31 protein-coding genes and 3 tRNA genes are annotated in these 26,823 nt (G+C 40.5%); 18 read left to right on the top strand and 16 right to left on the bottom strand.

Annotated elements, in window-relative coordinates; translation table 11 throughout:
- Nucleotides 1–20 precede the first annotated feature (20 nt).
- From FIB07_10655 to FIB07_10625, 7 genes are all read right to left on the bottom strand, one after another.
- Complete coding sequence (locus tag FIB07_10655; GenBank protein ID NJD53313.1) at nt 21–491, bottom strand: DUF1284 domain-containing protein; 471 nt, start codon at nt 489–491, stop codon at nt 21–23.
- Nucleotides 415–1,443 carry an ABC transporter substrate-binding protein gene (locus tag FIB07_10650; GenBank protein ID NJD53312.1) on the bottom strand — a complete coding sequence of 343 codons (1,029 nt, stop codon included), beginning with the start codon at nt 1,441–1,443 and terminating at the stop codon, nt 415–417. Before FIB07_10650 ends, FIB07_10655 begins: the two co-directional genes overlap by 77 nt.
- Before the next feature lie 28 nt (nt 1,444–1,471).
- Nucleotides 1,472–2,224 carry an ABC transporter permease gene (locus FIB07_10645; GenBank protein ID NJD53311.1) on the bottom strand — a complete coding sequence of 251 codons (753 nt, stop codon included), beginning with the start codon at nt 2,222–2,224 and terminating at the stop codon, nt 1,472–1,474.
- The gene (locus FIB07_10640) at nt 2,214–2,987 is read right to left on the bottom strand and encodes an ABC transporter ATP-binding protein (GenBank protein ID NJD53310.1); all 774 of its coding nucleotides are present in this window, start codon (nt 2,985–2,987) and stop codon (nt 2,214–2,216) included. Before FIB07_10640 ends, FIB07_10645 begins: the two co-directional genes overlap by 11 nt.
- A gap of 82 nt (nt 2,988–3,069) precedes the next feature.
- Nucleotides 3,070–3,315 (bottom strand): hypothetical protein, encoded by a 246-nt coding sequence (locus FIB07_10635; GenBank protein NJD53309.1) that lies wholly within the window; start codon nt 3,313–3,315, stop codon nt 3,070–3,072.
- Complete coding sequence (locus FIB07_10630) at nt 3,308–3,577, bottom strand: hypothetical protein (protein ID NJD53308.1); 270 nt, start codon at nt 3,575–3,577, stop codon at nt 3,308–3,310. The genes FIB07_10635 and FIB07_10630 overlap by 8 nt, the downstream gene beginning before the upstream one ends.
- Before the next feature lie 177 nt (nt 3,578–3,754).
- Nucleotides 3,755–3,837 (bottom strand) — tRNA-Leu (locus tag FIB07_10625).
- A gap of 149 nt (nt 3,838–3,986) precedes the next feature.
- Between FIB07_10625 and FIB07_10620 the strand changes: the two genes are divergently transcribed.
- The 5 genes from FIB07_10620 (at nt 3,987) to FIB07_10600 (ending at nt 9,611) form a co-directional block, all read left to right on the top strand.
- On the top strand, nt 3,987–5,510 hold the full coding sequence (locus FIB07_10620) for a hypothetical protein (protein ID NJD53307.1): 1,524 nt from the start codon (nt 3,987–3,989) through the stop codon (nt 5,508–5,510).
- 148 nt (nt 5,511–5,658) lie between these two features.
- On the top strand, nt 5,659–6,663 hold the full coding sequence (gene cofG / locus FIB07_10615; protein ID NJD53306.1) for a 7,8-didemethyl-8-hydroxy-5-deazariboflavin synthase subunit CofG: 1,005 nt from the start codon (nt 5,659–5,661) through the stop codon (nt 6,661–6,663).
- A 55-nt stretch (nt 6,664–6,718) separates the two neighbouring features.
- Nucleotides 6,719–7,777: a 7,8-didemethyl-8-hydroxy-5-deazariboflavin synthase subunit CofH gene (cofH, locus tag FIB07_10610; GenBank protein ID NJD53305.1), complete on the top strand. Its 1,059-nt coding sequence runs from the start codon at nt 6,719–6,721 to the stop codon at nt 7,775–7,777.
- A gap of 252 nt (nt 7,778–8,029) precedes the next feature.
- Nucleotides 8,030–8,404, top strand: a complete 375-nt coding sequence (locus tag FIB07_10605; protein ID NJD53304.1) for an ArsR family transcriptional regulator — start codon at nt 8,030–8,032, stop codon at nt 8,402–8,404.
- A gap of 118 nt (nt 8,405–8,522) precedes the next feature.
- Complete coding sequence (locus FIB07_10600; GenBank protein ID NJD53303.1) at nt 8,523–9,611, top strand: TIGR04084 family radical SAM/SPASM domain-containing protein; 1,089 nt, start codon at nt 8,523–8,525, stop codon at nt 9,609–9,611.
- Between the two features lie 11 nt (nt 9,612–9,622).
- On the opposite strand, the gene FIB07_10595 is transcribed toward FIB07_10600, so the two are convergent.
- From FIB07_10595 to FIB07_10585, 3 genes are all read right to left on the bottom strand, one after another.
- A complete protein-coding gene (locus FIB07_10595; protein NJD53302.1) occupies nt 9,623–10,801 on the bottom strand; it encodes an ABC transporter permease in 1,179 nt (392 codons plus the stop codon).
- Nucleotides 10,798–11,679: an ATP-binding cassette domain-containing protein gene (locus FIB07_10590; GenBank protein ID NJD53301.1), complete on the bottom strand. Its 882-nt coding sequence runs from the start codon at nt 11,677–11,679 to the stop codon at nt 10,798–10,800. The genes FIB07_10595 and FIB07_10590 overlap by 4 nt, the downstream gene beginning before the upstream one ends.
- A gap of 70 nt (nt 11,680–11,749) precedes the next feature.
- On the bottom strand, nt 11,750–12,202 hold the full coding sequence (locus FIB07_10585; GenBank protein ID NJD53300.1) for a DedA family protein: 453 nt from the start codon (nt 12,200–12,202) through the stop codon (nt 11,750–11,752).
- Between the two features lie 100 nt (nt 12,203–12,302).
- Between FIB07_10585 and FIB07_10580 the strand changes: the two genes are divergently transcribed.
- The 3 genes from FIB07_10580 (at nt 12,303) to ygiD (ending at nt 14,073) form a co-directional block, all read left to right on the top strand.
- Nucleotides 12,303–12,713 carry a ferritin gene (locus FIB07_10580; protein NJD53299.1) on the top strand — a complete coding sequence of 137 codons (411 nt, stop codon included), beginning with the start codon at nt 12,303–12,305 and terminating at the stop codon, nt 12,711–12,713.
- A 17-nt stretch (nt 12,714–12,730) separates the two neighbouring features.
- Nucleotides 12,731–13,225, top strand: a complete 495-nt coding sequence (locus FIB07_10575; protein ID NJD53298.1) for a hypothetical protein — start codon at nt 12,731–12,733, stop codon at nt 13,223–13,225.
- Nucleotides 13,226–13,290: 65 nt separating this feature from the next.
- Complete coding sequence (ygiD, locus tag FIB07_10570; GenBank protein ID NJD53297.1) at nt 13,291–14,073, top strand: 4,5-DOPA dioxygenase extradiol; 783 nt, start codon at nt 13,291–13,293, stop codon at nt 14,071–14,073.
- Nucleotides 14,074–14,090: 17 nt separating this feature from the next.
- Here ygiD and FIB07_10565 read toward each other — a convergent pair whose 3' ends face one another.
- The 5 genes from FIB07_10565 to nadC form a co-directional block, all read right to left on the bottom strand.
- Nucleotides 14,091–14,417, bottom strand: a complete 327-nt coding sequence (locus FIB07_10565; protein ID NJD53296.1) for a transcriptional regulator — start codon at nt 14,415–14,417, stop codon at nt 14,091–14,093.
- 121 nt (nt 14,418–14,538) lie between these two features.
- Nucleotides 14,539–14,793, bottom strand: coding sequence for a hypothetical protein (locus tag FIB07_10560; protein NJD53295.1), 255 nt, complete (start codon nt 14,791–14,793; stop codon nt 14,539–14,541).
- A 134-nt stretch (nt 14,794–14,927) separates the two neighbouring features.
- Nucleotides 14,928–17,321 carry a twin-arginine translocation signal domain-containing protein gene (locus FIB07_10555; GenBank protein NJD53294.1) on the bottom strand — a complete coding sequence of 798 codons (2,394 nt, stop codon included), beginning with the start codon at nt 17,319–17,321 and terminating at the stop codon, nt 14,928–14,930.
- Nucleotides 17,322–17,628: 307 nt separating this feature from the next.
- Nucleotides 17,629–17,703, bottom strand: a tRNA-Pro gene (locus FIB07_10550).
- A gap of 45 nt (nt 17,704–17,748) precedes the next feature.
- On the bottom strand, nt 17,749–18,588 hold the full coding sequence (nadC, locus tag FIB07_10545) for a carboxylating nicotinate-nucleotide diphosphorylase (GenBank protein NJD53293.1): 840 nt from the start codon (nt 18,586–18,588) through the stop codon (nt 17,749–17,751).
- A 79-nt stretch (nt 18,589–18,667) separates the two neighbouring features.
- Here nadC and FIB07_10540 point away from each other — a divergent pair, with 79 nt between their 5' ends.
- From FIB07_10540 to FIB07_10530, 3 genes are all read left to right on the top strand, one after another.
- Nucleotides 18,668–19,480 (top strand): aspartate dehydrogenase, encoded by an 813-nt coding sequence (locus FIB07_10540; protein NJD53292.1) that lies wholly within the window; start codon nt 18,668–18,670, stop codon nt 19,478–19,480.
- A 1-nt stretch (nt 19,481) separates the two neighbouring features.
- A complete protein-coding gene (locus FIB07_10535) occupies nt 19,482–20,384 on the top strand; it encodes a preprotein translocase subunit TatC (protein NJD53291.1) in 903 nt (300 codons plus the stop codon).
- A 278-nt stretch (nt 20,385–20,662) separates the two neighbouring features.
- Nucleotides 20,663–20,747 (top strand) — tRNA-Leu (locus tag FIB07_10530).
- Here the strand turns inward: FIB07_10530 and FIB07_10525 are convergent.
- The gene (locus FIB07_10525; protein ID NJD53290.1) at nt 20,721–22,064 is read right to left on the bottom strand and encodes an FAD-dependent oxidoreductase; all 1,344 of its coding nucleotides are present in this window, start codon (nt 22,062–22,064) and stop codon (nt 20,721–20,723) included. The genes FIB07_10530 and FIB07_10525 overlap by 27 nt on opposite strands.
- A gap of 221 nt (nt 22,065–22,285) precedes the next feature.
- Between FIB07_10525 and FIB07_10520 the strand changes: the two genes are divergently transcribed.
- From FIB07_10520 to FIB07_10490, 7 genes are read left to right on the top strand one after another with little or no spacing between them, the layout of a single operon-like run.
- On the top strand, nt 22,286–22,732 hold the full coding sequence (locus FIB07_10520; protein NJD53289.1) for a hypothetical protein: 447 nt from the start codon (nt 22,286–22,288) through the stop codon (nt 22,730–22,732).
- Nucleotides 22,729–23,724: a hypothetical protein gene (locus FIB07_10515; GenBank protein NJD53288.1), complete on the top strand. Its 996-nt coding sequence runs from the start codon at nt 22,729–22,731 to the stop codon at nt 23,722–23,724. Before FIB07_10520 ends, FIB07_10515 begins: the two co-directional genes overlap by 4 nt.
- Before the next feature lie 14 nt (nt 23,725–23,738).
- Nucleotides 23,739–24,512, top strand: a complete 774-nt coding sequence (locus FIB07_10510) for a DUF1673 family protein (protein ID NJD53287.1) — start codon at nt 23,739–23,741, stop codon at nt 24,510–24,512.
- 1 nt (nt 24,513) lies between these two features.
- Nucleotides 24,514–25,215: a DUF1673 family protein gene (locus FIB07_10505; protein NJD53286.1), complete on the top strand. Its 702-nt coding sequence runs from the start codon at nt 24,514–24,516 to the stop codon at nt 25,213–25,215.
- Complete coding sequence (locus FIB07_10500) at nt 25,212–25,832, top strand: DUF1673 family protein (protein ID NJD53285.1); 621 nt, start codon at nt 25,212–25,214, stop codon at nt 25,830–25,832. The genes FIB07_10505 and FIB07_10500 overlap by 4 nt, the downstream gene beginning before the upstream one ends.
- Nucleotides 25,829–26,407: a hypothetical protein gene (locus FIB07_10495; GenBank protein NJD53284.1), complete on the top strand. Its 579-nt coding sequence runs from the start codon at nt 25,829–25,831 to the stop codon at nt 26,405–26,407. The genes FIB07_10500 and FIB07_10495 overlap by 4 nt, the downstream gene beginning before the upstream one ends.
- Nucleotides 26,404–26,763: a DUF1673 family protein gene (locus tag FIB07_10490; protein ID NJD53283.1), complete on the top strand. Its 360-nt coding sequence runs from the start codon at nt 26,404–26,406 to the stop codon at nt 26,761–26,763. Before FIB07_10495 ends, FIB07_10490 begins: the two co-directional genes overlap by 4 nt.
- Nucleotides 26,764–26,823: the final 60 nt, after the last annotated feature.

Here is a 26,823-nt window from a genome sequence, read left to right as displayed (position 1 = left end):
AGAACTAACTCATTGAAGAGTTATTCATTGAAACACACTTCTCTATATCCGCACCCTGCACAAAATTGCGCTTTCCATTCTTCCAGAATATCGGATAATCTTGCAGCGATCATATTCCAGTCAACAATCATACCAGGCATGAATCCCAGCAATCCCAGCGCTTTTTTGTCCTGGATCAAGATCATCTCATTCGTATATTCAAAGCTTTTGCATTTTTCATCTTTAAGATACGGGCATTTTGCGCATACTTCATCCGGCCCTGATACTATTTCCACTTTTTCTTTAGTGAGGACTTCATATATATTTCTGATAAAATCTTCAGAGTAGCCTTCACCCCTGAAGAAATTAAGACAAATGAGATGATGACCGCGAAGTTTTGATCTGGATTCGCGATCATTTTTAAATCTCAAAATCTCATCCCTTAAAATAGGGATTGTACTCATTCGTATAAAAATCCGAAGGCTTATACTGCCCTTCGCTAATCCTCCCATCCTTCACAAGCCAGTCTATCCAGAATTGCACATCGCTATCCTGAAGAAGCGCATGTTCTCTCACGCCAAAACCCTTCCAGTATTTTGCCAGGTCAGGATTCCCGCCTTTGTCTTTCATTATTTTGGCAGCAAGTTCCCTGGCTTCTTCAGGATGATCTTTTGCCCAGTCCGCAGCTTTTGCACTTCCTTCTACGAACAGCTTCACAGCCTGCGGATTCTCCTTTATGAATTTCTCGGACATGAACATGCCGCAGTGGGTCTGGTTCCCGATCACATCATAATCCGTAAACAACACCCTGACACCGCCTCCTGCTTCCATCCTGTCGATCTGAGGGCCTACGGGAGCGACCACATCTACAAGTCCCTGCCTCAGGACTTCCTCATGGCGGGACATTACAAGAAGTTCCACATCATCTTTTGACAAGTTATTTCTAGAAAGATATTCACGCATCACATATTCAGCATGGGCGCCAAGTGTATGGACTGCGATCTTTTTTCCTTTAAGGTCTTTTGCGCTCCTGATCGTGCTGTTCTCAAGCACTATCCATTTGGATAAGTAAGGTGTCCCCTCATACCAGCTATCAGGTGAGTTACCCATTGGCCCGGCGACTGCCTGGATTTGCGCCCCCCGTACTTTTGCGTTAATTATCGAGATCCATGCTGAATGCCCCACATCCGTACTTCCGGTAGCTACGGACATTATATCCTCCGGTCCTCCAGTATTTGTACCCAGGCGGCTGATGTTTATGCCATTTAGATACCCAAGTTCGCTTGCAAACTCATATGGTTCGACAACTGCCGATGATGAGAGATAACGTATTGTAACAACGTTTTCTTTTGTCAAATTGTCTTTTTGCGAGTTTTTTTCATCCTTTTCATCCGTCAGACAGCCTGCCAGAGCGATCAGGGCTATAACAATAACTGCTGCAAGAATCTTTATTTTATTTTTCATTTTAAACACCTGTTTTCATTTTAACAACCTATATTTCTTCTTTCCATTTGACTATTTTTTTTTCGATCCACACAAGAGAATAATTTGTGACCAGCCCCAGAACCGCAAGTACCACTATTGCAGCATACATTTCAGGTATCATGAAATTGAATTCCCAGTTCTTGATTGAATATCCTAATCCTGAAGTCGCACCGATCATCTCGGCAGCCACAAGCACAAGCAGGGAATGTGTGGCCGATAATCTCAAACCTACAAATAATGAGGGTAGCAATGAAGGGAGGACCACTTTCCTGAATATTGACAGGTCATTTGATCCCATTGAGCGTGCTGATTTGATCAACAGGGGGTCAACAGTTTTCACGCCATTTATGGTATTCAGTAGCAAAGGCCACTGGGCGCCCCAGAATATCACAGCGATCTTTGAAAATTCACCTATTCCAAAGAACAACAGGAATACCGGGAACAGGGATAATGACGATACCTGGCGCATCGCCTGGACAAGACCATCCGAGATCTCTTCGAAACCCCTGTACCAGCCCATCAACAGTCCGAGGGGGATCATGGTGACCACAGCAAGCGCAAAGCCTATCAAAGCTCGCCGGAGGCTGATGCTTGTATGAATCCAGAGTTCTCCCGATAAGATAAGCTTCATCAATGCCTGGAAAACTTCAGATGGTGGCGACAGGAAAGTTTTACTTATTACCCCGCTTGCAGGTAATAATTCCCACATGATCAAAAAAGTGATCAGGGCAAGACTTTTTTTGAGATATTTAGGTGACATGCGCCTCCTCCCTTACAAGAATTCCTGCATCCTGTCTCACCCTAATGAAATCCTGCGTGAGCCTGTGTTCTTCCCGCCGCGGGCGGGAAAGTGGCACATCAATTATCTTTTTTATAACACCTGGTCTTCCTGACATGATTGCTATCCTGTCAGCGAGGAAAACAGCTTCTTCGATATTATGAGTCACGAACAGGACTGTCTTTTTTGTTTTTTCCCAGATGCGAAGCACTTCACCCTGCATGTTTTCCCGCGTCTGTGCATCAAGAGCTGCAAACGGCTCATCCATCAATAAAATATCAGGATCGTATGCCAGCGCCCTTGCAATCGCAACACGTTGCTTCATTCCTCCGCTCAGTTCATGGGGATAATGATTTTCAAAACCTGAAAGACCAACAAGGCAGATATAATCCATACATATTTTCCTTATTTCCGATACCTGCACTCCTTTTTCTTCAAGGCCATAAGCTACGTTTCCCATTACCGTTCGCCATGGGAACAATGCATATCCCTGGAACACGATCCCCCTGTTGTGGTCCGGGCCTGTGATACGGACACCATCGATATAGATGCTGCCTGACGTTGGTTTTATGAGACCTGCCACGATCTCAAGGAATGTTGATTTTCCACAGCCGCTCGGGCCCACAATTGCAAAGAACTCACCATCGCTGATCTCAAGATTTATGCCGCCAAGGGCAACAGACATTGCTCTGCCACTTTTATTTGGAAAATCCTTTTTTATATCCTCGGCTTTTACCTTGATCATGCTTTTCCCACAATTATTCCGGGGTCTTACTTCATGTATCTGTTACACATATCTATATAAAAAACTTTTTGTTGGTTAAAAATCAACCTTCAAGGAAATCTTCTTCATCCATCTCGGAAAAAACGCCATTTATGACTTCTTTGATACCATCTTCATTCATAAAAGGATCATCAGCCACAAGACCTGCGAATATACCATCTTGAGTTGTTTTTAGCAGCGTTTTCAAATGCAGCTTTATGTCATCCTGATGCTCTGGAAATTTTTTCGCCAGTGCTACAAGAGCCGATGTTGCTGCTGACCTTACAAAAGTCTTCAGGGTTTTATCCATCGTAAACTTCTGTCCAGTAAAAGTTCGAATGATTCTCTGTTCTTAATAAGTGCAAGTATATATATTCAATGAAATGGGGACCAACCGCCCCCATAGTAATTATCGCGCCAGTTTTGCCGTCCTGTAATAATTTCCTTAGGTAAAAAACTGCACCATCCCTTTTTGCGATCTCCTGCGCAAGCGGTTTATTTACATAAAGCCCGAGTTCTGTCATTATCTCTATCAATGTTGCTGTCGGATATTCGGGAAGATTTTCTTTCAAATCGTCCCATTCGTATTCAGTTTCCTGACTTATAAGATCCGCAAAATCTTCGTCTATATAAGTGCCATTTTCATTCCTCTACCTAATTCATTTTGTCATCTTTGATCAGCGGCTTCAGAGTTTCGATAATTACAAGGTCAACTTTTTTTCAGGGTATCCTCTAAAAAGTAATAATCATGCGGGGAATGGGATTTGAACCCACGAACTCCTGCGAGACAGGATCTTAAGTCCTGCACCTTTGGCCGCTTGGTTATCCCCGCACAAGGGAAGTGACGTTAAATATCTCTTGGGTTACTTTAAACTAACGCTTCCTTAACAGCGCTTCTTGGCATAACATAATCGTAATCTTTATCTAATATTGCTATTTAATACTAAACTCAATAACGTAATAAAAGGGAGTGTGAATAGCATGGCTCGAAGAAGAGTTGAAAGACCAAGATTGGAAGATCAAGAAAAGCATTACAGAGAAGAACAGGAGAGATTAGAACAGGAAGAGGAGGGAGGAGAATATATAGCAGAAGAACCTCAAGAGCCTGAAATATCCGAAGAAGAGATATACGAATCCGGGGAACAGATGGGAGTAGAAAGCGAAGAAGGAAAAGAAGTTTTCAAGACAGAGGCTCGCAGGGATATCTCACCACCTGCATCTTCGTGGTGGGAAGATAGAAGAACAATAACAGAAAGACCAAATCCGGATGACCAGGAGAGGCATTATAGAGAGGAGCAGGAAAGGTATGAACAAGAAAGACAGACAGAAAGCCTATATAATAAACCGATACAGGAGCTATTGAAAGAAGGAAAGGATATTGAAGAGATCATTTCAACAGCGCAGCAGGAGAGGAAGGCAAAAGAGGTGAAAAAAGAGGCGAAAAAAGAAGATAAAGAAAAGAGAGATATCTCTCAGGTAATGTCAGGCAGCTATGCCGCAATTTCAAGAATAATAGAGGACTCCTCAACTAACCTGCAAAAGCCATGGATTGAATCCACAGCAGAGCTGTACAGCAAGGCGGCCGAACTCTCAAGAAATGCTACACCTGAAAATTATAAGTCATTCTATGATGAATGGACCAGGATGTACCAGAACACCTTTGGTAAACTTTATCCGGGCATGACACAGCAGCTGGATAAGGAAACACTTGAGAAAATGAAAGAAAGCGCAGAGGAATCAAAAAATCTCTTCCAATCATGGATTGACCTGTTAGATGAGAATTCAAGGAAGACCCAGGAATTGCTACAGGGCACACCTGATCCAGGGAAATATAGAGAACTCTATAATACGTGGACAAGAACATACGAAAAAATATTCCAGGATTTTATCGAAATGCCAACTAAAGGAAGTACGGCAGTTATCTTTGAGAACTATGGAGGCATTCCAAGTATCTACTTCAGGAACTTTGCACAGATAACAAAACTCTGGAATGATTCCTATCAGCACTTATTCCGTCCATGGGTTGATTTAATGCCATCGTTTTCCGAAAAAATATCAGGGCTACCCGGAGGAGAAGCGAAACCGGAAGCATACAAAGAATTTTATGACCTGTGGATCGATACGTACAAGAACACCTATGGCAGGCTATTCAATATCGAATCTGTCAGATCCGTTTCAAAGGAGATAACTGATAGTTTTACGAAGATCATGGAGGCTAACCTGAATACCTATAACTCCTGGGTATCGGCCCTGGAGAAGATATCGCAGAAAAATACAGATATATCAGAACAGGCTCGACCTGAGGTAAATAAAGAGCTTTCTAATGCCTGGGTAAGTATGTATGAAAGGGCTTTTGATGATTTCTTTAAGTATGTACCTGTAATGAGTCCGATAAAACCTATGATGGAACCTGTAAAGAAAACAGCCAGAGCATATACGGATATGTTTAGCAGTGTATCAGATATGTGGATAAAACCTATATCGGGTTCCACAAGTACGGCTTAGGCGCAAAAGGCATTGAACTCATTCAATGGGTTCAATGTATATTTTTTAAAAACTTCAGAACAGTATTTACGAATGTCCTGGCACTTGGCTACAGGACATAAAACCTCTATTCGACATAATTATGTATAATATGATTAGATTAAGGTTTATGTCTTTGCCTTTTGTCACGTTCTCAAGAAATGTATTCATACCACTCACAAATATTTGCAGGAATAGTTGCGGATATTGTGGATTCAGACGTTATATGGGGCACCCTGAGGCAAAACTTCTCTCACCCGGGCAAGTCACGGATATAATATTAAAAGGCGCGCGCGCCGGTTGCTCTGAGGCGCTTTTCACATTTGGGGAGCATCCTGAGGAAGTTCCGGGTTTCAGGGAATGGCTTCTGGAATCCGGTTATGAGAGTATAATCGATTATCTTCTTGACATGTGCAAACTTTCGATCGAACTCGGCCTTTTACCTCACAGCAATCCCGGCATACTCGGAAAGTCAGAATTTGAAAAACTAAGGCCATATAATGCCAGCATGGGACTGATGCTTGAGACACTTGCAGATATCAAAGGACATGAAGGATGTTCGGGAAAGAATCCCGTATCCCGTATAAGAACCATTGAATATGCAGGAGAACTCAAAATCCCATTCACGACGGGGATACTCGTGGGGATAGGTGAAACATGGGAAGAACGGGTGCGCTCGATCAGTAAAATAAAAGACTTACATGAAAAATTCGGGCATATCCAGGAAGTCATAATCCAGAACTTCATTCCCAAGCCAGGAACTAAAATGGCAACATGTACTGCTCCGGGATTGGATGAGATGATACGGACGGTAAAGATGGCACGCGAGCTACTCCCTTCGGAAATAACCATACAGGTGCCGCCTAATCTTATTCCTCCGCGTGACCTGGTGAAATGCGGTGCAGGCGATCTTGGAGGAATATCGCCGGAAACCATCGATTTTATTAATCCCGATGCGCCATGGCCGAATTATCTTGAATTACAGGCAATGGTGGATGTTCCCCTTCGTGAACGCCTGCCAATATATCCCGCGTATATAAAAAAAGGATGGTACAGCGCTCAGATGAAGGATTTATTAAGCTGTCTTTCTGACGCAGAAGGATTTCGGAAAACTTATAAGCAAGCATCTCATTAAAACTGCAAATTCTGGTGGTAATATTCAAAAATTGCAGACCAAACAGGAATTACGAATGATTTGTGATGACAGCACAGAACGCATCGAAGCAGGAAACTGTACAATTGATGATGCATTTACGCTTTTAAACAATCCGAATATTTTATTTTCCCTTGCTGACAAACTTCGGAAAAAAGCTGCTGGAGACAGGGTTACCTATGTCATTAACAGGAATATAAATTTTACAAATATGTGCATCGGCACATGCAAATTCTGCGCATTCAAGAAAGAAGAAGGGTATATTATGTCGATTCCTGAAATTCTTGAAAAGACAAGAGAAGCTGCAAAGACCAATGCTACTGAGGTATGCATCCAGGGAGGACTTCTTCCTGGCTGGGATGTTTTTAATTACTGCAATATACTTGAGAATATTAAGAATGAATTCCCGGATATGCATATCCATGCTTTTTCTCCAATGGAAGTTTATCATGCTTCGCATAATAGCAATATAAGTTATAAGGAAACAATCTCAAATCTAAAAAGATCGGGTCTTGGCTCAATGCCCGGGACAGCCGCCGAAATACTTGTTGACCGTGTAAGGGAAAAAATCTGCCCGGATAAACTTACAACGCATGAATGGGTAGATGTCATAAAGGCGGCCCATAATTCAGGGATACCCACCACTGCAACAATAATGTACGGACACATTGAGACATTGAAAGAACGGATCGAACATATAATGTTGATACGAGATATCCAGAAAAAAACAGGGGGTTTCACTGAATTTGTACCGCTTCCTTTCATGCCTTCAAATAACATACTTGGAATAGGCAAAAACGTTTCCCGGGGTATTGAGGATTTGAAATTACATGCCCTTGCCAGGGTAATTCTTTATCCAACTATCAGGAATATCCAGGCAAGCTGGGTGAAACTTGGCAGAGAGCTTGCACAAAAAGCCCTGAAATACGGAGCGAACGACCTTGGCGGGACATTGATGGAAGAAAAGATATCAAAAAGCGCCGGGTCTACAAGTGGTGAGTATATGGCGCCTTCTGAGTTTGAGAGATTGATAAAACAGATGAACCGGTTGCCACAACAGAGAGATACTCTTTACAGGCATGTCAATGTTGTGTAAGGATTTTTGTTTTTTTACATTATATGTTTTCTATAAAAAATTTTAGTATAATATTAAATCGGCTTTTTATTGCCTCTACTTAAATATGATACATATAATTATGATGAGTTTATACTTATAATAATGAGTCTACCCATAGTGAGTCAATTTTTTTTTTGCGGCTTTTAATTATAAATAGTTTTCTTATATACAATTTATTAAAACGGAAGATTTATATTTAATGACCACATTTAAAGATGTGGTGAAAATATTATGAAAAGTCTTTCAGTTAATGTTCTTGACAAAGCAGATGAAGAATTTGCCGATACACTTATCGAGTTGGGATTAAAACGAAATGTTGCAAAAGTTCTTACTTATTTAAAAAATGTTAAAGATGTAACTTCCAGGGATCTTGAAATGGGCTCTGATCTTAGACAGCCAGAAGTCAGCATAGCTATGCGCGAACTTGAAGAACTGGGCTGGATAGCAGAAAGAGAGGAGAAAAAACCTGGAAAAGGCAGACCATATAAGATATATCAATTAAAAACAGATATTGAAGCCATCATCGAACATCTTGAAACACAGAAGAAAAAAGAATCACAGGCAATGATGGCAAGCATAAAGCGCTTAAAAGAACTGACAAAATAAAAAATCCCCATTTGGGGGAATTCTTTTCTTTTTTAATAATTTTAGAGTTACATCCTTAACATTTTTTAAGTTTGAAAGACACAAGAGCTATCTTTTGAGTGGATAATCAAGATTATCCATGCATTACCATATAATCCTGACAAAAGAATGCAACCTCAAATGCGAATATTGCGGAGGGGGAAGCGATTCACCACCCGGGGAGATCCAGTACTCAATAGATGAACTTAAAAAGTTCATTTATCGTGATGAAAAACCAATACTTGAATTCTATGGGGGTGAGCCTCTCCTTCGGATTGGAACTATTGAACAGATCATGGACTCATTGCCTGCAAGATTTGTTATCCAGACTAACGGTCTCCTCCTTAATAAACTCGAATCACATTATCTGAAAAAGTTCCATTCGATCCTGGTATCGATAGATGGTACAGGGGATGTGACAGACAGGGCGCGCGGGACAGGAGTCTATGACAGGACCATGGATAATATAAAGCTGATCAGGCAAAGGGGATTTGCAGGAGACCTTGTTGCCAGGATGACTGTGTCGCAGGGGACTGATATTTATGAAAATGTCATGCATCTTCTTACACTAAAAGAGCCGGGTTTTGATCATGTTCACTGGCAGCTTGATTTTGAAATGTTCTGGGAAGCATGGGAGAACACAGTGCCCAGGCTTTCGGATTGGATCAACTTTTATAATTCCGGGATCTCTTCACTTATTAAATGGTGGGTTCTCAAGATGGGGCGAACAGGTCATGTTGCAGGTATCGTACCATTTATCGGTATAATGAATTCTCTTCTCAATCATACGGATTCTCATCTTCGATGCGGTTCCGGAATAGATTTTTATACAATAATGCCAGACGGCAGGATTTCTGCCTGTCCCGTTTCAATTGATTTTGATTTTTCAGTAATAGGATCAATACACGATGATGTCCCGTCATCTCTTCCTGGTAAAGCAAACGTTGGCGAACCCTGCACTTTATGCGATATTTTTCGGATTTGCGGTGGCAGATGCCTGTTTGTTAACAGGTCGCAGCAGCTGTTAAAAGAAAACGGATATGAAATGATATGCAGCACCGTCCGGCACCTGGTAAAAGAATTACAGAAGGCTATGCCGCAAATTCAAGAGCTTATTTATGCCGGAGTTATTGAAATATCGGATTTTGATTATCCGGAATTCAATAATGGCTGTGAAATTATTCCTTGATTTTGTCTGATTTACCCTTCGCGCAAATATTTAACAATCTCTCTGATAGATGGTTTCTTACCATATATCAAGAGACTTGCCCTGAATATCCTGACCGATAGTTCTATGATGATTAATATCGAAACCGTCAGGATGATCAGGCTGATCATCAATTCATAGAACTGTATTTCGCCTGCAGAAAGCCGTATCATCATAGTAACTGGAGATGTCAGGGGGAAATAACTCATAAATGTGCTGAAAATTGAACCGGGACTTTCGATTATGAATCGTGAGATAATTAACGGCATCGCTCCCGTTAATGTAAATATCCCGGCCATCTGCTGGCCTTCCCTTGAAGTTGTTGCCACTGCCCCGATGCCTGCCATTATACATGCAAAAACAAGGTAACCTAAAATAAAATAACCTGATGCAAAAAACAGGAGCGCGGGAGAAACATTCAATTTTGAAACAAGTCCGGCCATCGGTCCTGTTTTTAATATTCCAATACCGATTATTTGCCATATGATTATTTGCGTCATACCCACTGCCCCAAGTCCGAATATTTTACCTGTGAGAAGTTCGCGATGCGAGACCGATGAAAGTAATATTTCCATGACCCTGTTCTCTTTTTCTTCGACGACACCCTGCAAAAGAAAGTTCGATGAGGTGAAAATGGAAAGCATGAAAAACGCGGCAAATGCAATCGGAATGAGAAGTGCAAATAATCTATCGTCCCTGCTTTCTCCTTTTTCATTGAGCGTGAAATACTCGCCAATGATAGGATTTTTTATTCTTTCAAGGAGCTCTTTTTTCTCGCCTTTTAAAAGATTATCCAGAAGGAAATTTTTAATTTGAGTTTCAACTGTAATTGAGCCTGAAATATCCTTTTTTGAAGAGTATATAATGATCTTTCCGGTAGTTACATAATCTGAAGGAATTATAAATAAGTGTGTAATCTTTCCATCAAAAAGGTCTTTTTGTGCGAGTTCTTCATTAGAAAAACCTGTGAAGTTGAGCGGCTCAAATAAACCTGTATTATCAACAAAACCGATCTTATATTCCTGGTTGTTCATGCTGTTCCCGGCTAAAAGGATCGGAAGACCCATTATTGCAAACATGAGAAGCGGAAGACCAAAAGTCACAAAAAGGAATTCTTTCCTGCGAATATTGTATGTAAATTCATGTTTTGCGATGGTTATCCATTTTGTCATGCTTTTGCCTCCACCTGGATAAATATCTCGTTAAGAGATGGCGAAGATATCTCAAACCTGTTGACTCTGACACTCTTCATTATATTTCTTAATACCTCCTGGGCATCTGCACCAGGATCGAGAATTAATTCAGCATAATTTCCGGAATGATTCATCCTCTTCACTCCGGGTAAACTTTTCAGTTCGCCCTCAAATTCAAGCTGGATTGCATTTTTACCGAATCTGGATTTTATTTCATTTACGCTTCCATATAATACCATTTTTCCCTTCTGTATCATCAATATCCGGTCGCACATACGCTCTACCTGATCCATCATGTGTGTGCTGATGAGTATGGTTTTACCCTGCTTTCCGAGTTCAAGTATCATGTCTTTTACAAGTTTCATATTCACAGGATCAAGACCTGAAAATGGTTCATCCAGGATAATAAACTGCGGATAATGACTTATCGCTGCGATGAGCTGTATCTTCTGCTGCATGCCTTTACTAAGTTCGGAAATTTTCATATCCTTATTAGGAAGCAGATTCATTTTCTCAAGAAGTTCCATACTCCTGTTTTTGCTATGTTTATTTTTCAGGGCTCCAAGATACATAAGAGAGTCCATGACTGTTAGACTGCGATATAATCCACGTTCTTCAGGAAGGTAACCTATCCTGTCTTTTATCCCATCATCAATTCCAGAGCCCAGTACCTGTAATTCGCCGGAATCCGGCCTGATGATATCAAGAAGCATTCGTATGATCGTGGTTTTTCCTGCCCCGTTTGGCCCGATCAGACCGAATACTTCCCCTGGTGCAATATTAAAAGAAATATCATTTACTACAAATTGCCCATGATACGATTTTGTAATATGCGAAACTTCAACAGTATTTCCCATACATCCCCCCTATGCGTAATGTTACATTAATATCTTTTTATTTAGTCGGCCTGTTGCGATCAAAATGGAATTAAAGAATAGCATTAGCAAGATATGCCACTGCCAGATAGCGAAGGAATTTGCCCGTGAATACAAGAACAGAAAAAATCTTGAAATCCGTCCGCAATAATCCGCCAACCACTGTGAATACATCTCCTATGAAAGGAAGCCATGTAAATAACAATACAAATAAACCGTATTTAGTGAAAAATTGTTCTCCCTTTTCAAGTTCTTTCGGATCAAACCTCAGGTATTTTTCAATAAGTATTCTTCCTTTAAAACCGATATAATAACTTGTACAGGCCCCGAGAAAGTTACCAACTGCTGCTACCAGTACCAGCGCAGGTATGTTGAATTTTTTCTGGACAAGATAAACCAGGATACCTTCGCTTCCGAAAGGAAGAATGGTCGATGCCAGGAAACTTGCCAGAAAAAGACCCTGATAACCATAATTAAGCAGAATGCTTTCAAGGGATTCAAACATATATACTGGAATATACCTGCCTGATATAAAAACAATGGTATTTAATTAAAGATAAATACTCTTATGTTGTTCACTCTTCTATAATTCGGGAGGATTTGATCTGGAAGTCGATGAAATAATCCGTTTATTGAATGAAAATTTCGTAAGGGAAATTGAAGCCACATTGATCTATACCAGGAATGCTTTTATAATGCCAGAGTGCGACCCCGGCAGGGTGACCGAAGCGATAGCGATTGATGAAATGAGGCATATGAACTGGCTTGCCGACCTGATCGTAAAACGAGGCGGGAAGCCCGGTATGGAACATAAAGAACTTGATTTTGGCGGGGATGACCTTTACGGACAACTCAAAAAACAGATGGCACTTGAAACTGAAACCATAGAAATATACAAACATCAAATTGAAAGTATTGATGATCAGGAAGTTATTGGCGTGTTAAAACATATCCTGGATGAAGAAAAAAGGCACAGGAAAGAGTTCAGGATGAGACTTGAAAAGATCAGCCATTAATTCACCATACAACGTTTATGGATATATTAAATGGTTTTGAGGAACTTCCTGTTGATATGGAGCATTCCCAGGTCAAGGTTCCCATAAGACATGTGGAATTGGTTCTCCATGCCAGGTATTTCATGAAGGGTGGGGAAATCGGGTATTGCGGGTTGTTGGTCAATAGTATCAAAGGAAGTGGTTTAACCGGGAGGCTTCTGGCTGCAACTGCAAAGAAATATATCGGAAGAACGATTTTCTGTTTTTTATCAAAAACTTGTGATGGGAAAAAACTGATCACGGTTCCTGCATTATTTGAAAAGGAACCTGCATTTGATGAGAAACTCGATTTGAGCGACCTGATCATAAATACTTACTACCATAACGATTTTAAAAGAAGTGTGCAGGAAGTACATACAGAGCATTTGACAGCATCAACAGGAAAACAAATATTAAATGATAGGGACGATCTCAAAAAAAGCCTGCTTGAACTTCCAGGAAAAGGTATTGAAATATTGAAATCTTATAAGTGATTACCATAAACTTATTAAATAATCAAGGAAAGATGACGATCTCAGAAAAAACTGATGGCAGGAAAATGCCAGTATTGTTCATAGGTCATGGTTCACCCATGAACACCATTTTGAAAAACGACTTTACTGACAGTCTTATAAAATTGGGACAACATTTGCCAAAACCAAGAGCGATACTGGTCATTTCAGCACACTGGCTGACAAATGGAACATATGTCACGTGTATGGAAAAACCAAAGACTATTCATGATTTTTATGGGTTTCCTGAAGAATTATACAAAATAGAATATCCATGCCAGGGTTTCGCAGATGGTGCAAGGTATTTGACAGGATCTGTACAAAAGACCCGGATCAGATGTAACAATGAATGGGGATTAGACCATGCCTCATGGGCAATTTTAAAGCATATATATCCGGGAGCGGATATTCCGGTTTTTGAGATGAGCCTTGATTATACATTTAATGAATGGCATCCAAAACCGGTACGATATCATTATAATCTGGCATCAGAACTTGCGTTTTTAAGGGAAAAAGGAGTTCTTATCATAGGTAGTGGTAATATTGTCCATAACCTTGGAATTCTTGATTTTCGAAATATTGATTCAACATCTTTTGATTGGGCTGTAGAATTCGATGAAAAAGCAAAATCAGCTCTTATAAATATGAACCATGAAAAACTCATTGAATATCAAAATATAAATGGTTCATACCTGGCAGTGCCAACACTTGACCATTATTTACCAATGATATATGTATTAGGTTTACAGGAAGAAAATGACCCGTTAAAATTTATTTATGAAGGATTTCAATACGGTTCAATCTCAATGAGATGCTTCCAGGTCGGATAAGAAATGAGCTCTGGCTTTTACAAATATATAGCTTCACTTGCCTGGGATTTCATTTTAACTTTCTGGGGTACTTCTAACCACGGGATTATTTTTTTAGCCTCCTGTATCGGAGCTTCCAGTTGCAGAGTTAATTCTTTAGCTTTTTGTAAAAATACCTTTCCTTTATCAGTTGTAATATATTTGTCAGATTTGTTCTCAAGGAGTTCTTGTTTTTCCAGCAGGTTAAGATATTTCCCTGCCAGTGTGAAATTAATATTTGACCTATAAACGATAGCTGTTTTGTTTACCCCATTTTTCGCTACATCCAATATTCTAACAACAATATCAATTCTGCTTCGCCTCATTTTTTCACCATCCTGTTTGATTTTATACCTCACCGTTTTGGTTATGAGTATGATTATACTCATAGTAAATATATCTTTCTGTTTTTTTTGGTTAATTAAAAAATCAATACAGGAAAAAATATTACTTTCTCAAAGATAACTCTTTTAAGAGCTCTTCTTTTGAGACTCTTCCAACAAAAACAACATCCTTATCGATAGCCACCGTTGGCACCGACATAATATTTAGTTCGGATGCCTTTTGCTTTCCTTCAGGGTAGGATGTGTTAATCTCTTTGAATTTCACGGTTTTTGGCAGCGTTTCCATTAAAAGAGCCCTGACTTGATGGCAGGTTAAGCAGGTGTCTGAATAATAAAGTTCAACCGTAGTCATTTTCATTCTTTTATTGTTCTTTCCTTCTTAAATGATTTACCCATGAGGCAAGAATTGCTATTATTTCAAAAAAAGGGCTGCAAAAGCAGCCCTGACAGGTATCACACATTTACCTGTCAATACCGATTTCCAGGGAGTATCTACGCAACAATAATCGTAGCGGTCGCACTGCCGGTATTTCCACGACTATCTTTGACCGTAGCTGTTATTGTATATGTTCCAGTATTAACGGGTGTAAATGCAACAGTATTAGGATTTATTATATCCGGTACGAAACTTATCGGTAATCCTGTTATCGGATCAACACCCGACCATACTATATTTCCTGTTAATCCTGGTGCATAGGTTGGAGCGCCAGTCAGAGTGATAGCTGTATTCACAGTTCCTGTCGCTGGAGCCGTAATAACCACTGTTGGAGCAGCTACGGTTGCTGGTGCTACACTATACGGCCTCATCATCTCATTGTCCTCATGGTCGATGATGTGGCAGTGCCAGACAAAACCATGCCCCCCATTGGGATTGAACGGATAATACAGGTTCGGATCTGTGATCGGCTTATCAAGTGGCGCAAAACGCACAGCAATGCGTGTGACCTCACCTGGATACGCAACTACAGTATCTTTCCATCCTGCTTCATTGGGATTCGGCGGAATAGGTGTGCCCTGCAAAGCCGGCAGAATATCCGGGTTGCCGCCAACATAACCTCCGGCATTCGCCACGTTATAATTTGAGGGTGGACCATAAGCCGGGATATAAGCTCCGGGCGCATAAAGCACACCATCGAATGTTCCTCCTGGGAACAATGCATTGTACGCTGCCAGATACTGTGTCTTATTAAAAGGCTGCCTGTTCAAGATCTGGAACTGCACAAGGTGGAGATGTATCGGATGCGCATCCCTTGTAAGGTTGATTATTTCCCACACTTCTGTAGTACCCTCCTGCACTATTTCAGAGTAATATGTTGTAACACCGCCAACAGTAAACGGCGTAAAGTCCGTTATTCCACCCGGAAGCGTCCTGACGCGAGGCGGCGACATTGGCGCTGTTCCAGGCCACAAACCGGTCCACCTGGTGTTGTTGAGTATGACCTCAAGAGGTCCAAGCGGCCCCATGACCTCGTTCAGGGTCAGCTGGCGCTTTTTGGTGGGAGTCACATTTATGGCCAGGGTTCCAGTAAGAGGATTCACGAGCCTCACAATCTGGTTTGCGAGGCTACGAAGGGTCGCACCTGCTGCTGCTGGATCGAAGCTGCTATCTGGCGCCAGTGTTGGACTTACCCTGAACTGGATGATCTGGCCAGTCGTCTTTGGATCCGGGTTCTTTCCTGCAGGGAATGGTGCCTTGGCGCTGTTTGTCATCGTAATGTTCTTCCCTGCGAATGGCGCAAAGTCTATGATTACATCTGCACGCTCACCAGGCGCAAGAAGCAGCTGATTGACAGCCACGGGAGAATCCAAAAGACCGCCATCCGTTCCTATCTGCCAGAATACAAGCTTCGAGCCCAGGTCAAGGCGATAGAAGCGTGCGTTTGAGCCATTCACAAACCTGAAACGATACCTGCGCGGCTGCACAACCAGGAATGGCCAGGTCTTTCCATTTACAACAATTGCATCCCCGAAGAATTCCGGGATCCAGAAAGGATGCACAGTAGGATTCAGTCCAAGATCCGGGAAGAACCACTGACCTGTGGTGTCAAACATCCTGTCCTGTATTGCCATCTCTATCTCATTGGGACCAGCAGGAAGGGGAGGACTTACTGCGGTCTCAAGAGCATCCCTTATGAAATAGAAACCAACAAGACCTGCAAAGACATTAAGCCGCGTGACGCCCAAGGCATGATCATGGAAAAACAGCGTGGTGCTTTCCTGAACATTAGGATAAGTATATTTCGCGGCATTAATTGCTGCTCCAGGTTCCGAGAAGTATGCGTGTCCCTGTAACCCGTCAGGAGTCCACCATGCGTCCGGGCCGCCATCAACCTGTGGTGGCACCTCTCCGCCATGCAGGTGCGTAACTACGGGAACAGGACCCTGATATGGCGCCATTGGCATATTTTGCATGTTCATAAGCGGGTCAGCCCAGTGCAGGGTCTGGTCAACTGTCAGGTACTTGTAGAGGTCAGGTGTCAGGTTATTTATGTAGGTCACATGGGTAGGTGTACCTTTTGTAGCTTCTATGGTAACTGTCGGATAATTTGTTATCCCGTTCAAATCATATGCCCATACATTTGTCAATCCAGCAGCCGGACCGACGACCACTCCGGGAGCTAGGATAGTTCCTGTAGAAAGAACCTGCTGACTGAAGGGTTTCAATGTAACAGTTACCGGATTATTTCCATTCACCCTCGGAATTTGATTAAGACCCCCCGCAGGTCCAAATACTGGCAACGAGTCTACATATTGAAGTATGTTCTTTCCCGGAAATGGCACCTGGGGAACAAGGGTAGACGCTGTAGCTGTATCAACCATCTTAGGATTCAGGGCTATAGCGGCTGCTGCCACACCTGCCATTTTTAAAAATGTTCTCCTATCCATTCTTACAAAATGATTCTTTTTTACCTCAACTGAATTCGTGAGGTCACCCTCCATTATTTCGTCTTCTTTCATATTTGTCACTCCAATTTTCACTAATTTCCCAGCTTTTAGGAATGTGGCAAAAAGATGTAATTTGCACTGGAAGTCGTTGTTACAAAATCCCTTTATTGTAATGATATAATTTGTTGGTCAAATCTAATTCCACATCCTATCACAATTTATTCAGTTATCATGGTATTTATATTTTACTTATCTATTTGAAATTGTGACCCAAGTAGCTTTGCCTAAAAATAAATGAAAGATTTTATGGGGTCGCTGAGATTTGAACTCAGGTCTCATGCACCCCAAGCATGAAGGATGGACCAAGCTACCCTACGACCCCGCAGGTGCGTGGCCTTAGATATCCTCAAGAGTATTTTATTCTTTCCTATAAAATTTCTGATTCCGGTATAACTGAATTAATCCGAAGGCTGACATCAAGCCAGTTCGATGAATGTGTTAGCGCTCCGATCGAAATAACATCAACCGTTGTCCTTGCATATTTATCCACGTTTTCAATGGATATGCCGCCAGATGCTTCAAGTGTGATACCGTCCCTTAGCCCTTTTTCTTCAAGTATATTTACCGCCTTTTGAATTTCCTTCACTGTCATGTTATCGAACATTATAATATCCGCGCCCATGTTTGCAGCTATGACTGCATCATCTGCTGTTTCCACTTCAACTTCTATTTTCTTCGTGAAACTTGCTGCTTTTTTAGCTGCTGTTATGGCTTTTTCAAGCCCGATCACAGCAATATGGTTATCTTTTATCATGACAGCATCTGAAAGATTATACCTGTGAGGATCTCCACCCCCCGCCACGATTGCTTTTTTTTCAAATTTCCGGAATCCTGGCGTCGTTTTCCTGGTACCTGCGATCCTTGGCCCTCCGGCTCTTTCCACATACTCGCGCGTAAGGGTTGCGATACCACTCATTCTTCCCAGGAAATTCAATGCAAGCCTTTCTGCTTTAAGTATTGATCTTGCCCCGCCATCGAGGCTGAAAATGACTTCGTTTTCTTTTACCAGGTCCCCATCCTGGAAATCCGTAGCAGGAAAAACTTCAAAATATTCAAAGATCTGCGTGGCTTCAGCTAAACCTGCAACAATTCCGAATTCCTTAGCGATAACTTCTGCTCTGACCCTGCAATCCGGAATTATATTGCATGAAATATCATCGTAGCCGATATCTTCTTCAACAAAACGTTCCAGTTCAGTTAATAGCATAATCAAATCCCTCTGATTAATTATCCAGAGATGACTTATAGGCTACTGTTAAATTATCAGGAAACATATCAGTAAATATATGCTTAAAATTGGAGTTATCGGCTGCGGTGCAATAGGTGCCAGGATATGCAAGGCCATAGATACCGGGAATATAAACGCACAGCTTGTAGCAATTTATGACAGGAGTAGTGAGCATTGTGAGAATTTATTCGGGTCACTTGAAAATAAACCTGTGATCTCCCAGCCTGCAGAATTAATATCAAAAGCAGATATTGTCGTGGAGTGTGCTTCCCAGGCCGCAGTGAGAGAACTTGGGCTTTTGGTTCTGGAACAGGGAAAAGATCTCATGGTTATGAGTGCAGGCGCTCTCATGGACCCGGATTTGTTGAATGGATTTACAATGGCTGCCAGGAAAAATGATTGCAGGATTTATGTACCTTCAGGAGCCATATCCGGTATCGATGGTTTAAAATCAGCATCGATAGCAACAATAGATAAAGTTATTCTTTCAACCACAAAAAACCCGAAAGGATTAAGTGGCGCTCCTTTTATCGTTGAAAACAATATTGATCCCGGTTCTTTTCATGAAAAGACCCTGATATTTGAAGGAAATGCAAAGGAAGCAGTCAGGTCATTCCCGGCAAATGTCAATGTAGCCGCATCATTGAGCCTTGCAGGGATCGGGGCTGAAAAAACACATGTGAAAGTTTATGTTGATCCTGAGGCTTCAAGGAACATTCATGAAATTACGGTTATCGGGGATTTTGGGATGTTCACATCGCGCATAGAAAATATCCCGTCACCTGACAACCCAAGGACAAGTTTTCTTGCAGCACTATCTGCAATCGCAACTTTGAAAAAAATAACGGAACCATTACAGATAGGGACTTAAAATGAATTTTGAAGGGATCTTTTCAATAATTTCTCAGATTAAAAAAAATATAATTTATCTTGTCGCTGTTTTCGGGGCAGGGGCGCTTATATCTTTTTCATATATGGGAGGGGTAATTAAAAAAATAGAAACTGATATGTTCTGGCGTTTGAACATACAGGATAGACCGGATTCGGCTAAACAATTGCTTGAAATTTCCAATGAAATTGTATTGATATCAAAAAGGCTTGCTGATAATAATTCCGTAAATTCCATAAATTCCGTAATTGCCCAGAACCTGACGAGGGTCTCAAATGATATTTTAAATGTTTCCCAGAACCTAAATTTATATAAGCCGAATATTATTTATCTAACCCCTATGGAAGTAATTATGCTTGAATTCAAGATGTCCCTTATATTCGGTTTTCTGGTAGTCTCTCCTCTCATACTATATTACGTTTACAGGGGAGCAAGAGGCAGGCTAACCAGCCTCCCATTTATACGAGAAAAAAGATCGCTTATTGTTATAGCGATAACTACTTCAATAGCTCTGTTCTTGATTGGTGCAGGATATGCATATTTGTATATGCTTCCTTTTTTCCTGAGTTTCCTTTATCAGGACGCCATGAACCTGGGGATAAATGCGACTTTTTCAATTTATGAATTCATCTCTTTTATTGTAATGACAACGGTGATCCTTGGAATAGCTTTTGAATTACCCGTGATATTGACTTTTCTTGTCCATATCGGGGTTACATCCAGGAAAACGCTTGCTCATTACAGAAGGCATGCATACGTCATACTTCTGATAATCGCAGCCTGGGTAACACCCGACCCCACCATGTTCACGCAGATAATGGTCGCGCTGCCGTTTATAATACTGTATGAAGCAAGCCTGGTAGTAATGATATTAACAGGAAAATGAGTTTCATAATTTTAAGAAATATTCAAGCATGTAAACAATAGGTCACTTGCATCTAAAGTCTAAAAAAGGTTTTAGTGTTCTGGTAGCACCTTATGATAACTAACTATTTCAGGGTGCTACTACAACATTATGATTGTAGTGCTGCGGCAGGTTGGGGGAGTGAGGTTAAGGGTAAAATCGGTTACCTGCCCACGCACATCATAACTATTTCTATTTTAAGAATTTTCCTTATTCCAGACATCAAAGCTTTATGTAATAAGAATCATCTGAAGGCTCGCGCGGAGGTCGCCCAGCCAGGTCAAAGGCGCAGGATTTAGGGTCCTGTCTCGCAGGAGTTCATGGGTTCGAATCCCATCCTCCGCATAATTCCTTAGCTGTTTTCTTTCCGTTCGCAAGTGCTTCTTCCAATGTTCCCATAGCGGTGCCTTCCGACAGGGCTTCCCCGGCAAAAAATAATGTATCTTCAACTGGCCGGGCTAATATCTTTTTTGCTTCATTTGACCCTACGGTTGCATAAGAATAAGCCCCAAGCGAAAAAGGATCGGTCTGCCAGTTTACAGCCTTTCCTGCGCGCAGATTCTTTATGAGGAATGATCTGTTTGTATTAAAAATATAACACAGAGCATCGAGTGCCATAGTTATCATGTTCTCATCAGATGTGTTTTTATATTTCTCCGCCTGCGGACCTGCAAGCCATCCTGTAAGAAGGGGGGTCTTATCAGGCAGTTGGGTCCAGCAGGCAGTAAAAGAAGTATCGGAAATAAGAAGACCAAGCTCAGGCGTCTTACGTATTTGATTTTCAGATGATTCCCAGAAAGCATACTTGAATTCGAGAAATACTTTTATAGCAGTGCCGTACCCGATTGATTTTGCTGCCTCCAGTTTTTCAGGCAATCCGGGGGAAAAATGAAGGTAAGCTTCATCGTCCGGTTCTGATTGAAGAACTCCAAGCGGTACAGTAATCAACGCTTTGCGCGCTGAATAAATTTTACCTCTGTCACTAATAACTTCAACGCTGCCTGGCTTCCACCGGATTTCTTTTGCAACAGTTGACAAAAAGATTGCACCGTTATGCTTTAATATTTCCTTTGAAAGAAAGTCTATAAGCTTAATGTAACCACCCTTCAAACGGTACTGGTCCGACTGGCCGAAAATTTTCCATTCTTCCCTCAGAGCAAATGTGCTGGCTCTTTTAATATCGGCCGCATCATAACCTTCTACGAAACTTCTGGCAATTTCCCGTGTGGTTTTATATTTCTCTTCGTTCAGGTACTGATCCAAAAATTTACTGAAAGGCATATCCTGTTTAAGTGAATCTGATTTTGAAAGAAGTATCGGGAAAGTGGTCCAGAGATTTTCATGTTCCTGGAATTTTCCGTTTTTAATCATATAGTATTTTCCCGCAATAGGGTAGAACCTGATACCGCCCTCTCTTAACAACGATTGAGTTGCAGGCATGTCACCGTGGACAAATTCTGCGCCTGTTTCTAAAGGTCTTGAAAAACCTGGAACGGTTAAAGTATGTATCCTGCCACCAAGCCTGTTCCGGGCCTCGATCACATAAACTTTTTTCCCTGCTTTTGCTATTTCCTTTCCGGCTTCAAGTCCGGATGCACCCCCGCCTATGATTATTACATCCGCTTTATCCGGCGAGGTTTTATCGTTAGTTGGTTCATCCATAATAACTCTTTTTTGTTTTGACAGTTTATATAGGCTTATTACTGAGCATTAACATGGCTGATTATACAATTATGAATATCATTATTCAAAAATATCAAATATTGTAGAGGCTTCACTAAAAATATTTTTTTCTATTTACCATTTAATTTAGAGGGGGTAATTAATACCTTCCAGGATAATGTGTCATAATCTTTATATTGTCAATACTCATATATTGACACATGTTCCTTCCTTTAAATGACAAGCAGTTTGAGTTCTGGAGGCTGAGGCGCAGCGGTATTCTCAGCATTGACATAGCGCGTCTGTTCAAAATCTCCAAACAGGCTGTTTCAAAGGCGCTCCTCACGATGGATGAAAGGATAGAAAAAACCCTTGTTGAGATGGCGCGCGCAAACCAGATAGAGGTAGAGAAGATAAACACGGATCGAGGCATCCTGTTCGGGCATTCTGTGCCCTTTAATGCCAGCGCCATAATTTTCGTATCTGCAAAGCATGGAATGCAGGTATGGTACGAGCATGAAGGGAATTGCGGCACCTGTACAAGATATGCACAATGCATTGAACTGCTGTGGGATTTTGCTGATGAGATGAAGCTTCAGCTTGAAAAAACTGACGATCCAACGAAGCTGGCTGAGGAACTTTTTGAGAAGTTGAGGGGGCTGGCATGATGATAAATTTAATGGAAAATGTTAAGAAAATGATGGGCTGGTGTCCGAATGCAAGTATAACAGAGCAAAAAATAGGGTACGTAGAATATAAAATAGAGTCAATAAATGCCGGTTTACCTGTTAAAAAATGGAAATTAGATTTATTAATCATCGGGCATGTTTTTACTCTGCTGTTTGCGTCTTTGTTTATTTTACCGATGAGCGTTTATCAAGCTTTCGACCTTCACAATATATCATATCTTGCGCTAAACTACGGATCTTTTTTGGCAGATATTACTTTATCAGTAGCAAGTATGCTGTTCTCAGTTACAACTATTGTGTTAATTTATAATATTCTCATCTTTAGAAAATTATATTCTAAACTCTGTTATTTTAATGTAATCCTGCTTTCAGGGCTATTTGCTGTGATTATTCTTGAGCTTTCTTTATTGAATGATAATTATAAAATGGAATGGAGCATTTATTGGGCGTTCATTTTTGCATTACTTCCCTCGATTCCAAGCTTTTTGAGCATACGGTTCAATAAAAAATATGGACAGAAGTTAGTTACAGAAGGTTCAGGCTTGGTTGAACTTATTAAGCATTCTATAGGCTGGTGTCCAAACGCAAGTGTAGCCTCCAGAAAAACAGTAAAATTAGAAAGCATCGATAATGAAAATATTATTGGAATCCGCCCTCCTACAGCAGAAGTCACTGTTTTATGGCTAAGCAGGATTTTTGGTATACTGGATTTGCCTATCGCCTTTATTGCGTTAATTGACGGATCCCTCATTTTTACTCTTCTTAATCCTTCCTACATCCCTGAAACAGCACAGCAGTGGATAGGTTTCTTCGCCGCCATATCTGCTGTAGCAGGCGCTATGGCAGGACTAACCGCAAAAAGCAGTCATTCAATGGGACGCAAGATAATCCATCTTCTGTTTGCGGCTCTTGGAGTAATTATGACTTTCAACACACTGGCCAGGCTATTTTTCGCTGGCTGGCTTTCGTAGAGGGAGCAAAATGTATGCCGGGAAATATTCATGAAGAAAAGGTGGTAAAATTGAATATCGAAGCAATTAAGCGTACTATGGGCTGGTGTCCGAATGCAAATCCGGTGATACACGAAAAGACCACATCCGTCGATTTTGCACACCTTCCGCAGGAACCCCCTGGTAAACCAAATGCTGGAAAATTTCAATCCAAAAATGTAATGTTTTCTGCTAACAATATCTTGTTCACTATTTGCCTTGTTATCAGTCTGAATTTGATATTGGCTGTGGCCAGAAATCTGGACTATGCAATCTTGATCCCAGTTCTTGTTGGAATATTATCCTTACTTTACCTCATTGTGGCTATAACTTTTAAGGCGCATATTTTAATTGATGAAAACGGTGTGCATTTAAGAAATTTCGAGCTAAGGGACGTATTGCTAAATTATAGGAACGTTAAATCAATAACTATAAGAAAAGGCGTTAAACTTCCAATCGGACTAATTGTAATAGGGTTACTGCTTCTTGCTGCAATGCTTGTTATGTTGCTTACTTACTCATTGAAGTCAGGAGACTGGAAATTGACCATATCAGTTGCTTCACTACTGCCCTGGCTTTTGCTAGTGAAACACAAGCAAGATAAGGAATATCATAATCTGGATACACAGTTATACATTCAGTATGAAGACAAGAACCGACGTAAAAGATGGCATGAACTAACGAACACATCCTATTATTCGATCATAACAGACGAGACGACAGCATCTGAAATACAGGCTTCTATTGAACATTACAGGGGTGCAAATTGAAATGGTCTCTTTTGAATATGTCAGGAAATTGATGGGATGGTGCCCGCAGAAAACAGATTTTTCCACGGTTAAAGACGTTTTTATTACAGATAACCCCCATAGCAATAAGAGATCATCCAGATATTACCCGGTTGAGAATATGGATATACCGATCCAGATGTTTGACTGGCGCACTTTTTCAATTGTATTAATTCTGGGTATTTCAGGTTTTATTTTAATATTCGTTGATTTATTTAATGGATTTCCTGGTTACATACCTGTTTACATTTTATTTATTGTATTTTTTTCCACCTTTGACAGGTTCAAAATTTCGATTGACCATGAAAAGATTCAGATAAGTACGCCTTTCCTCAAACCTGTCAATATCCCAAAACATAATATCAATTCTATAAAAATTATCGACAATTCTATTTATAAATATAGATGGTTAAATATTGTCTTAATTATCTTTATCATGCTATTTGTTTTTCTGCAAGTACTGATTTTGTACCGCAAGATAATATTATCAGCATCCCTGGAAGAGATGATATTTAGTATTGCTATGCCTGTTTTTTTGATTTTTTTACTTATATCGTCCCTTCAAAGAAATATTCGCATATCACATTATCCAAAAGCCATCAAGATAGAAACCATAAATAGCATCACTCTCTACCCCAGAAATGAATATGAGTTTAATATTCTTAAGGGGGAATTGGAGAAATGAATGCCATTTATTCACAAAATAAGGTGCCAGAGCATGACCGGATAAAAATTCTTGTAGATAGTTCCCGTGATGCCGGTATAATAAGTATTATATTGCCCGCTTCTATAATAGCATTTCTATTATTGCTCGTTAACATCAATTATAATGCAATCGATATAATCGCCATTTCAATATTCTATTTTGCCTTTTTGATTTTACTTCTTCAGAATAAAACAACCGTTGAGCTTACACCTCACAACATTATTATCCACCGGCCCCTGCTAAAGTCTGTCTTGATACAAAAAGAAAGCATTGTATCAATCAATGTCATAAAGAATCCCGGTTACAGGTTTAGATGGATTTTATACTCCTTTGCGCTTGTAGGATTATTATTTTCAATAGAAAAAAATATAACCAGTTTATACCACAATGCTGCAAGTTCTGCTCCTGTGATAGTGAAATTCATTACTGCTTATTCCATCCCTATGACCACTGTTCTTGTTGCTGTGATATTCTACAATTACATGGTTAGATCATACCATCCTGCTGTTCTCAAAATAATGACAAAAAATCGTGAAATTACATTCTATACAAATAATCCGCAGGAACTGGAAAGTAAATTAGAGGTAGTTCAGTGACAACATTTTCAGAAAATAATTCCATTCATAAGGATATGGACGTGCCGCTGCAAATGTTCGACTGGCGCATATGGGCTGTTATTCTGGGTTATGCGGGTTCGGTTATAATCAGCAGTGCATGGGCAGGTACAGATAGGTATTTTATAACTCTGTCTTCTATCCTGGTTGCTTTGCTTATCATTTTTTTTAATACAAAATTATCTATTGGCAGTGAAACATTGAAGATCACTACGCCGATTTTGGGTGATATCATCATTCCTAAAAATAGCATCAAAAGTATAGAAATATTTGAAAACTATGGAAACAGGCATAAGCGGAATAGCCTGGCATCATTACTAATGATGATATTGCTGTCGATTTATTTTGTGGTTTCCATGCCAGACTCTGTCATGAATATATGGTATCTTATAGCAGTTATTGGTTTTGCATATTCATTATATGCCACTATCCGCATATCGAATTATCCTTATATGATTAGAATGAACGCTGGTGGAAGATACATCTTGCTTTATCCTCGCAATGAGCATGACTTTTTCAAATTGAAATATATTATTCCGGCGAAAAAGATAACATGAATCTTTTCTTTTCAGGCTTAATCACAGGGGCTTCCATAAGTATAGGGGCTGGAATCGCCGAATGGCGCAGGCTCAATAAAGTTGCCGAAGGAAAGTACAGGAGGCTGCAAGTTACCGGAAGAAATAAGGTAATTAACTGCCTCAAAATAGTTGGATTAATAGCTTTAGTTACTTTTTTAATTATCTTTTTGCTGGTGAAAACCGGGATACGCATCAGAGAATATTATCCTTTTCTCTCAGGTTTATTTTTGTTTGCCTGGACACAGTATCTTGTAGTGGCTTACTGGGAGCGGAAAAACAGGAAGATATTGATATCAGATAGAACCGGATTTTATACTGTGGATGAGAGCAGATGATTCCGCGGGGCCTGGTCATAAGATTCAAATTCTGTACATTTTTAATGAAAAGAAAGTTTT

Origin of the sequence: Candidatus Methanoperedens sp., assembly GCA_012026795.1 — an archaeon.
Lineage (GTDB): Archaea > Halobacteriota > Methanosarcinia > Methanosarcinales > Methanoperedenaceae > Methanoperedens.
Note: the sequence above shows the minus strand (reverse complement) of the source record. Positions and strands in the feature narration are given on the sequence as shown.

Excerpts from the sequence above, each read along its gene's own strand:
- FIB07_10620 (NJD53307.1), top strand. The coding sequence starts at position 3,987 with ATGGCTCGAAGAAGAGTTGAAAGACCAAGATTGGAAGATCAAGAAAAG.
- FIB07_10590 (NJD53301.1), bottom strand. The coding sequence starts at position 11,679 with ATGGGAAATACTGTTGAAGTTTCGCATATTACAAAATCGTATCATGGG.
- FIB07_10520 (NJD53289.1), top strand. The coding sequence starts at position 22,286 with ATGTTCCTTCCTTTAAATGACAAGCAGTTTGAGTTCTGGAGGCTGAGG.
- cofG (NJD53306.1), top strand. The coding sequence starts at position 5,659 with ATGTCTTTGCCTTTTGTCACGTTCTCAAGAAATGTATTCATACCACTC.
- FIB07_10650 (NJD53312.1), bottom strand. The coding sequence starts at position 1,443 with ATGAAAAATAAAATAAAGATTCTTGCAGCAGTTATTGTTATAGCCCTG.
- FIB07_10595 (NJD53302.1), bottom strand. The coding sequence starts at position 10,801 with ATGACAAAATGGATAACCATCGCAAAACATGAATTTACATACAATATT.
- FIB07_10605 (NJD53304.1), top strand. The coding sequence starts at position 8,030 with ATGAAAAGTCTTTCAGTTAATGTTCTTGACAAAGCAGATGAAGAATTT.
- FIB07_10560 (NJD53295.1), bottom strand. The coding sequence starts at position 14,793 with ATGAAAATGACTACGGTTGAACTTTATTATTCAGACACCTGCTTAACC.
- FIB07_10525 (NJD53290.1), bottom strand. The coding sequence starts at position 22,064 with ATGGATGAACCAACTAACGATAAAACCTCGCCGGATAAAGCGGATGTA.
- FIB07_10500 (NJD53285.1), top strand. The coding sequence starts at position 25,212 with ATGAATGCCATTTATTCACAAAATAAGGTGCCAGAGCATGACCGGATA.
- FIB07_10655 (NJD53313.1), bottom strand. The coding sequence starts at position 491 with ATGGGAGGATTAGCGAAGGGCAGTATAAGCCTTCGGATTTTTATACGA.
- FIB07_10510 (NJD53287.1), top strand. The coding sequence starts at position 23,739 with ATGCCGGGAAATATTCATGAAGAAAAGGTGGTAAAATTGAATATCGAA.
- FIB07_10600 (NJD53303.1), top strand. The coding sequence starts at position 8,523 with ATGCATTACCATATAATCCTGACAAAAGAATGCAACCTCAAATGCGAA.
- FIB07_10645 (NJD53311.1), bottom strand. The coding sequence starts at position 2,224 with ATGTCACCTAAATATCTCAAAAAAAGTCTTGCCCTGATCACTTTTTTG.
- FIB07_10585 (NJD53300.1), bottom strand. The coding sequence starts at position 12,202 with ATGTTTGAATCCCTTGAAAGCATTCTGCTTAATTATGGTTATCAGGGT.
- nadC (NJD53293.1), bottom strand. The coding sequence starts at position 18,588 with ATGCTATTAACTGAACTGGAACGTTTTGTTGAAGAAGATATCGGCTAC.
- FIB07_10535 (NJD53291.1), top strand. The coding sequence starts at position 19,482 with ATGAATTTTGAAGGGATCTTTTCAATAATTTCTCAGATTAAAAAAAAT.
- FIB07_10575 (NJD53298.1), top strand. The coding sequence starts at position 12,731 with ATGGATATATTAAATGGTTTTGAGGAACTTCCTGTTGATATGGAGCAT.
- FIB07_10505 (NJD53286.1), top strand. The coding sequence starts at position 24,514 with ATGGTCTCTTTTGAATATGTCAGGAAATTGATGGGATGGTGCCCGCAG.
- FIB07_10515 (NJD53288.1), top strand. The coding sequence starts at position 22,729 with ATGATGATAAATTTAATGGAAAATGTTAAGAAAATGATGGGCTGGTGT.
- FIB07_10640 (NJD53310.1), bottom strand. The coding sequence starts at position 2,987 with ATGATCAAGGTAAAAGCCGAGGATATAAAAAAGGATTTTCCAAATAAA.
- FIB07_10490 (NJD53283.1), top strand. The coding sequence starts at position 26,404 with ATGAATCTTTTCTTTTCAGGCTTAATCACAGGGGCTTCCATAAGTATA.
- FIB07_10565 (NJD53296.1), bottom strand. The coding sequence starts at position 14,417 with ATGAGGCGAAGCAGAATTGATATTGTTGTTAGAATATTGGATGTAGCG.
- cofH (NJD53305.1), top strand. The coding sequence starts at position 6,719 with ATGATTTGTGATGACAGCACAGAACGCATCGAAGCAGGAAACTGTACA.
- ygiD (NJD53297.1), top strand. The coding sequence starts at position 13,291 with ATGCCAGTATTGTTCATAGGTCATGGTTCACCCATGAACACCATTTTG.
- FIB07_10635 (NJD53309.1), bottom strand. The coding sequence starts at position 3,315 with ATGGATAAAACCCTGAAGACTTTTGTAAGGTCAGCAGCAACATCGGCT.
- FIB07_10540 (NJD53292.1), top strand. The coding sequence starts at position 18,668 with ATGCTTAAAATTGGAGTTATCGGCTGCGGTGCAATAGGTGCCAGGATA.
- FIB07_10555 (NJD53294.1), bottom strand. The coding sequence starts at position 17,321 with ATGGATAGGAGAACATTTTTAAAAATGGCAGGTGTGGCAGCAGCCGCT.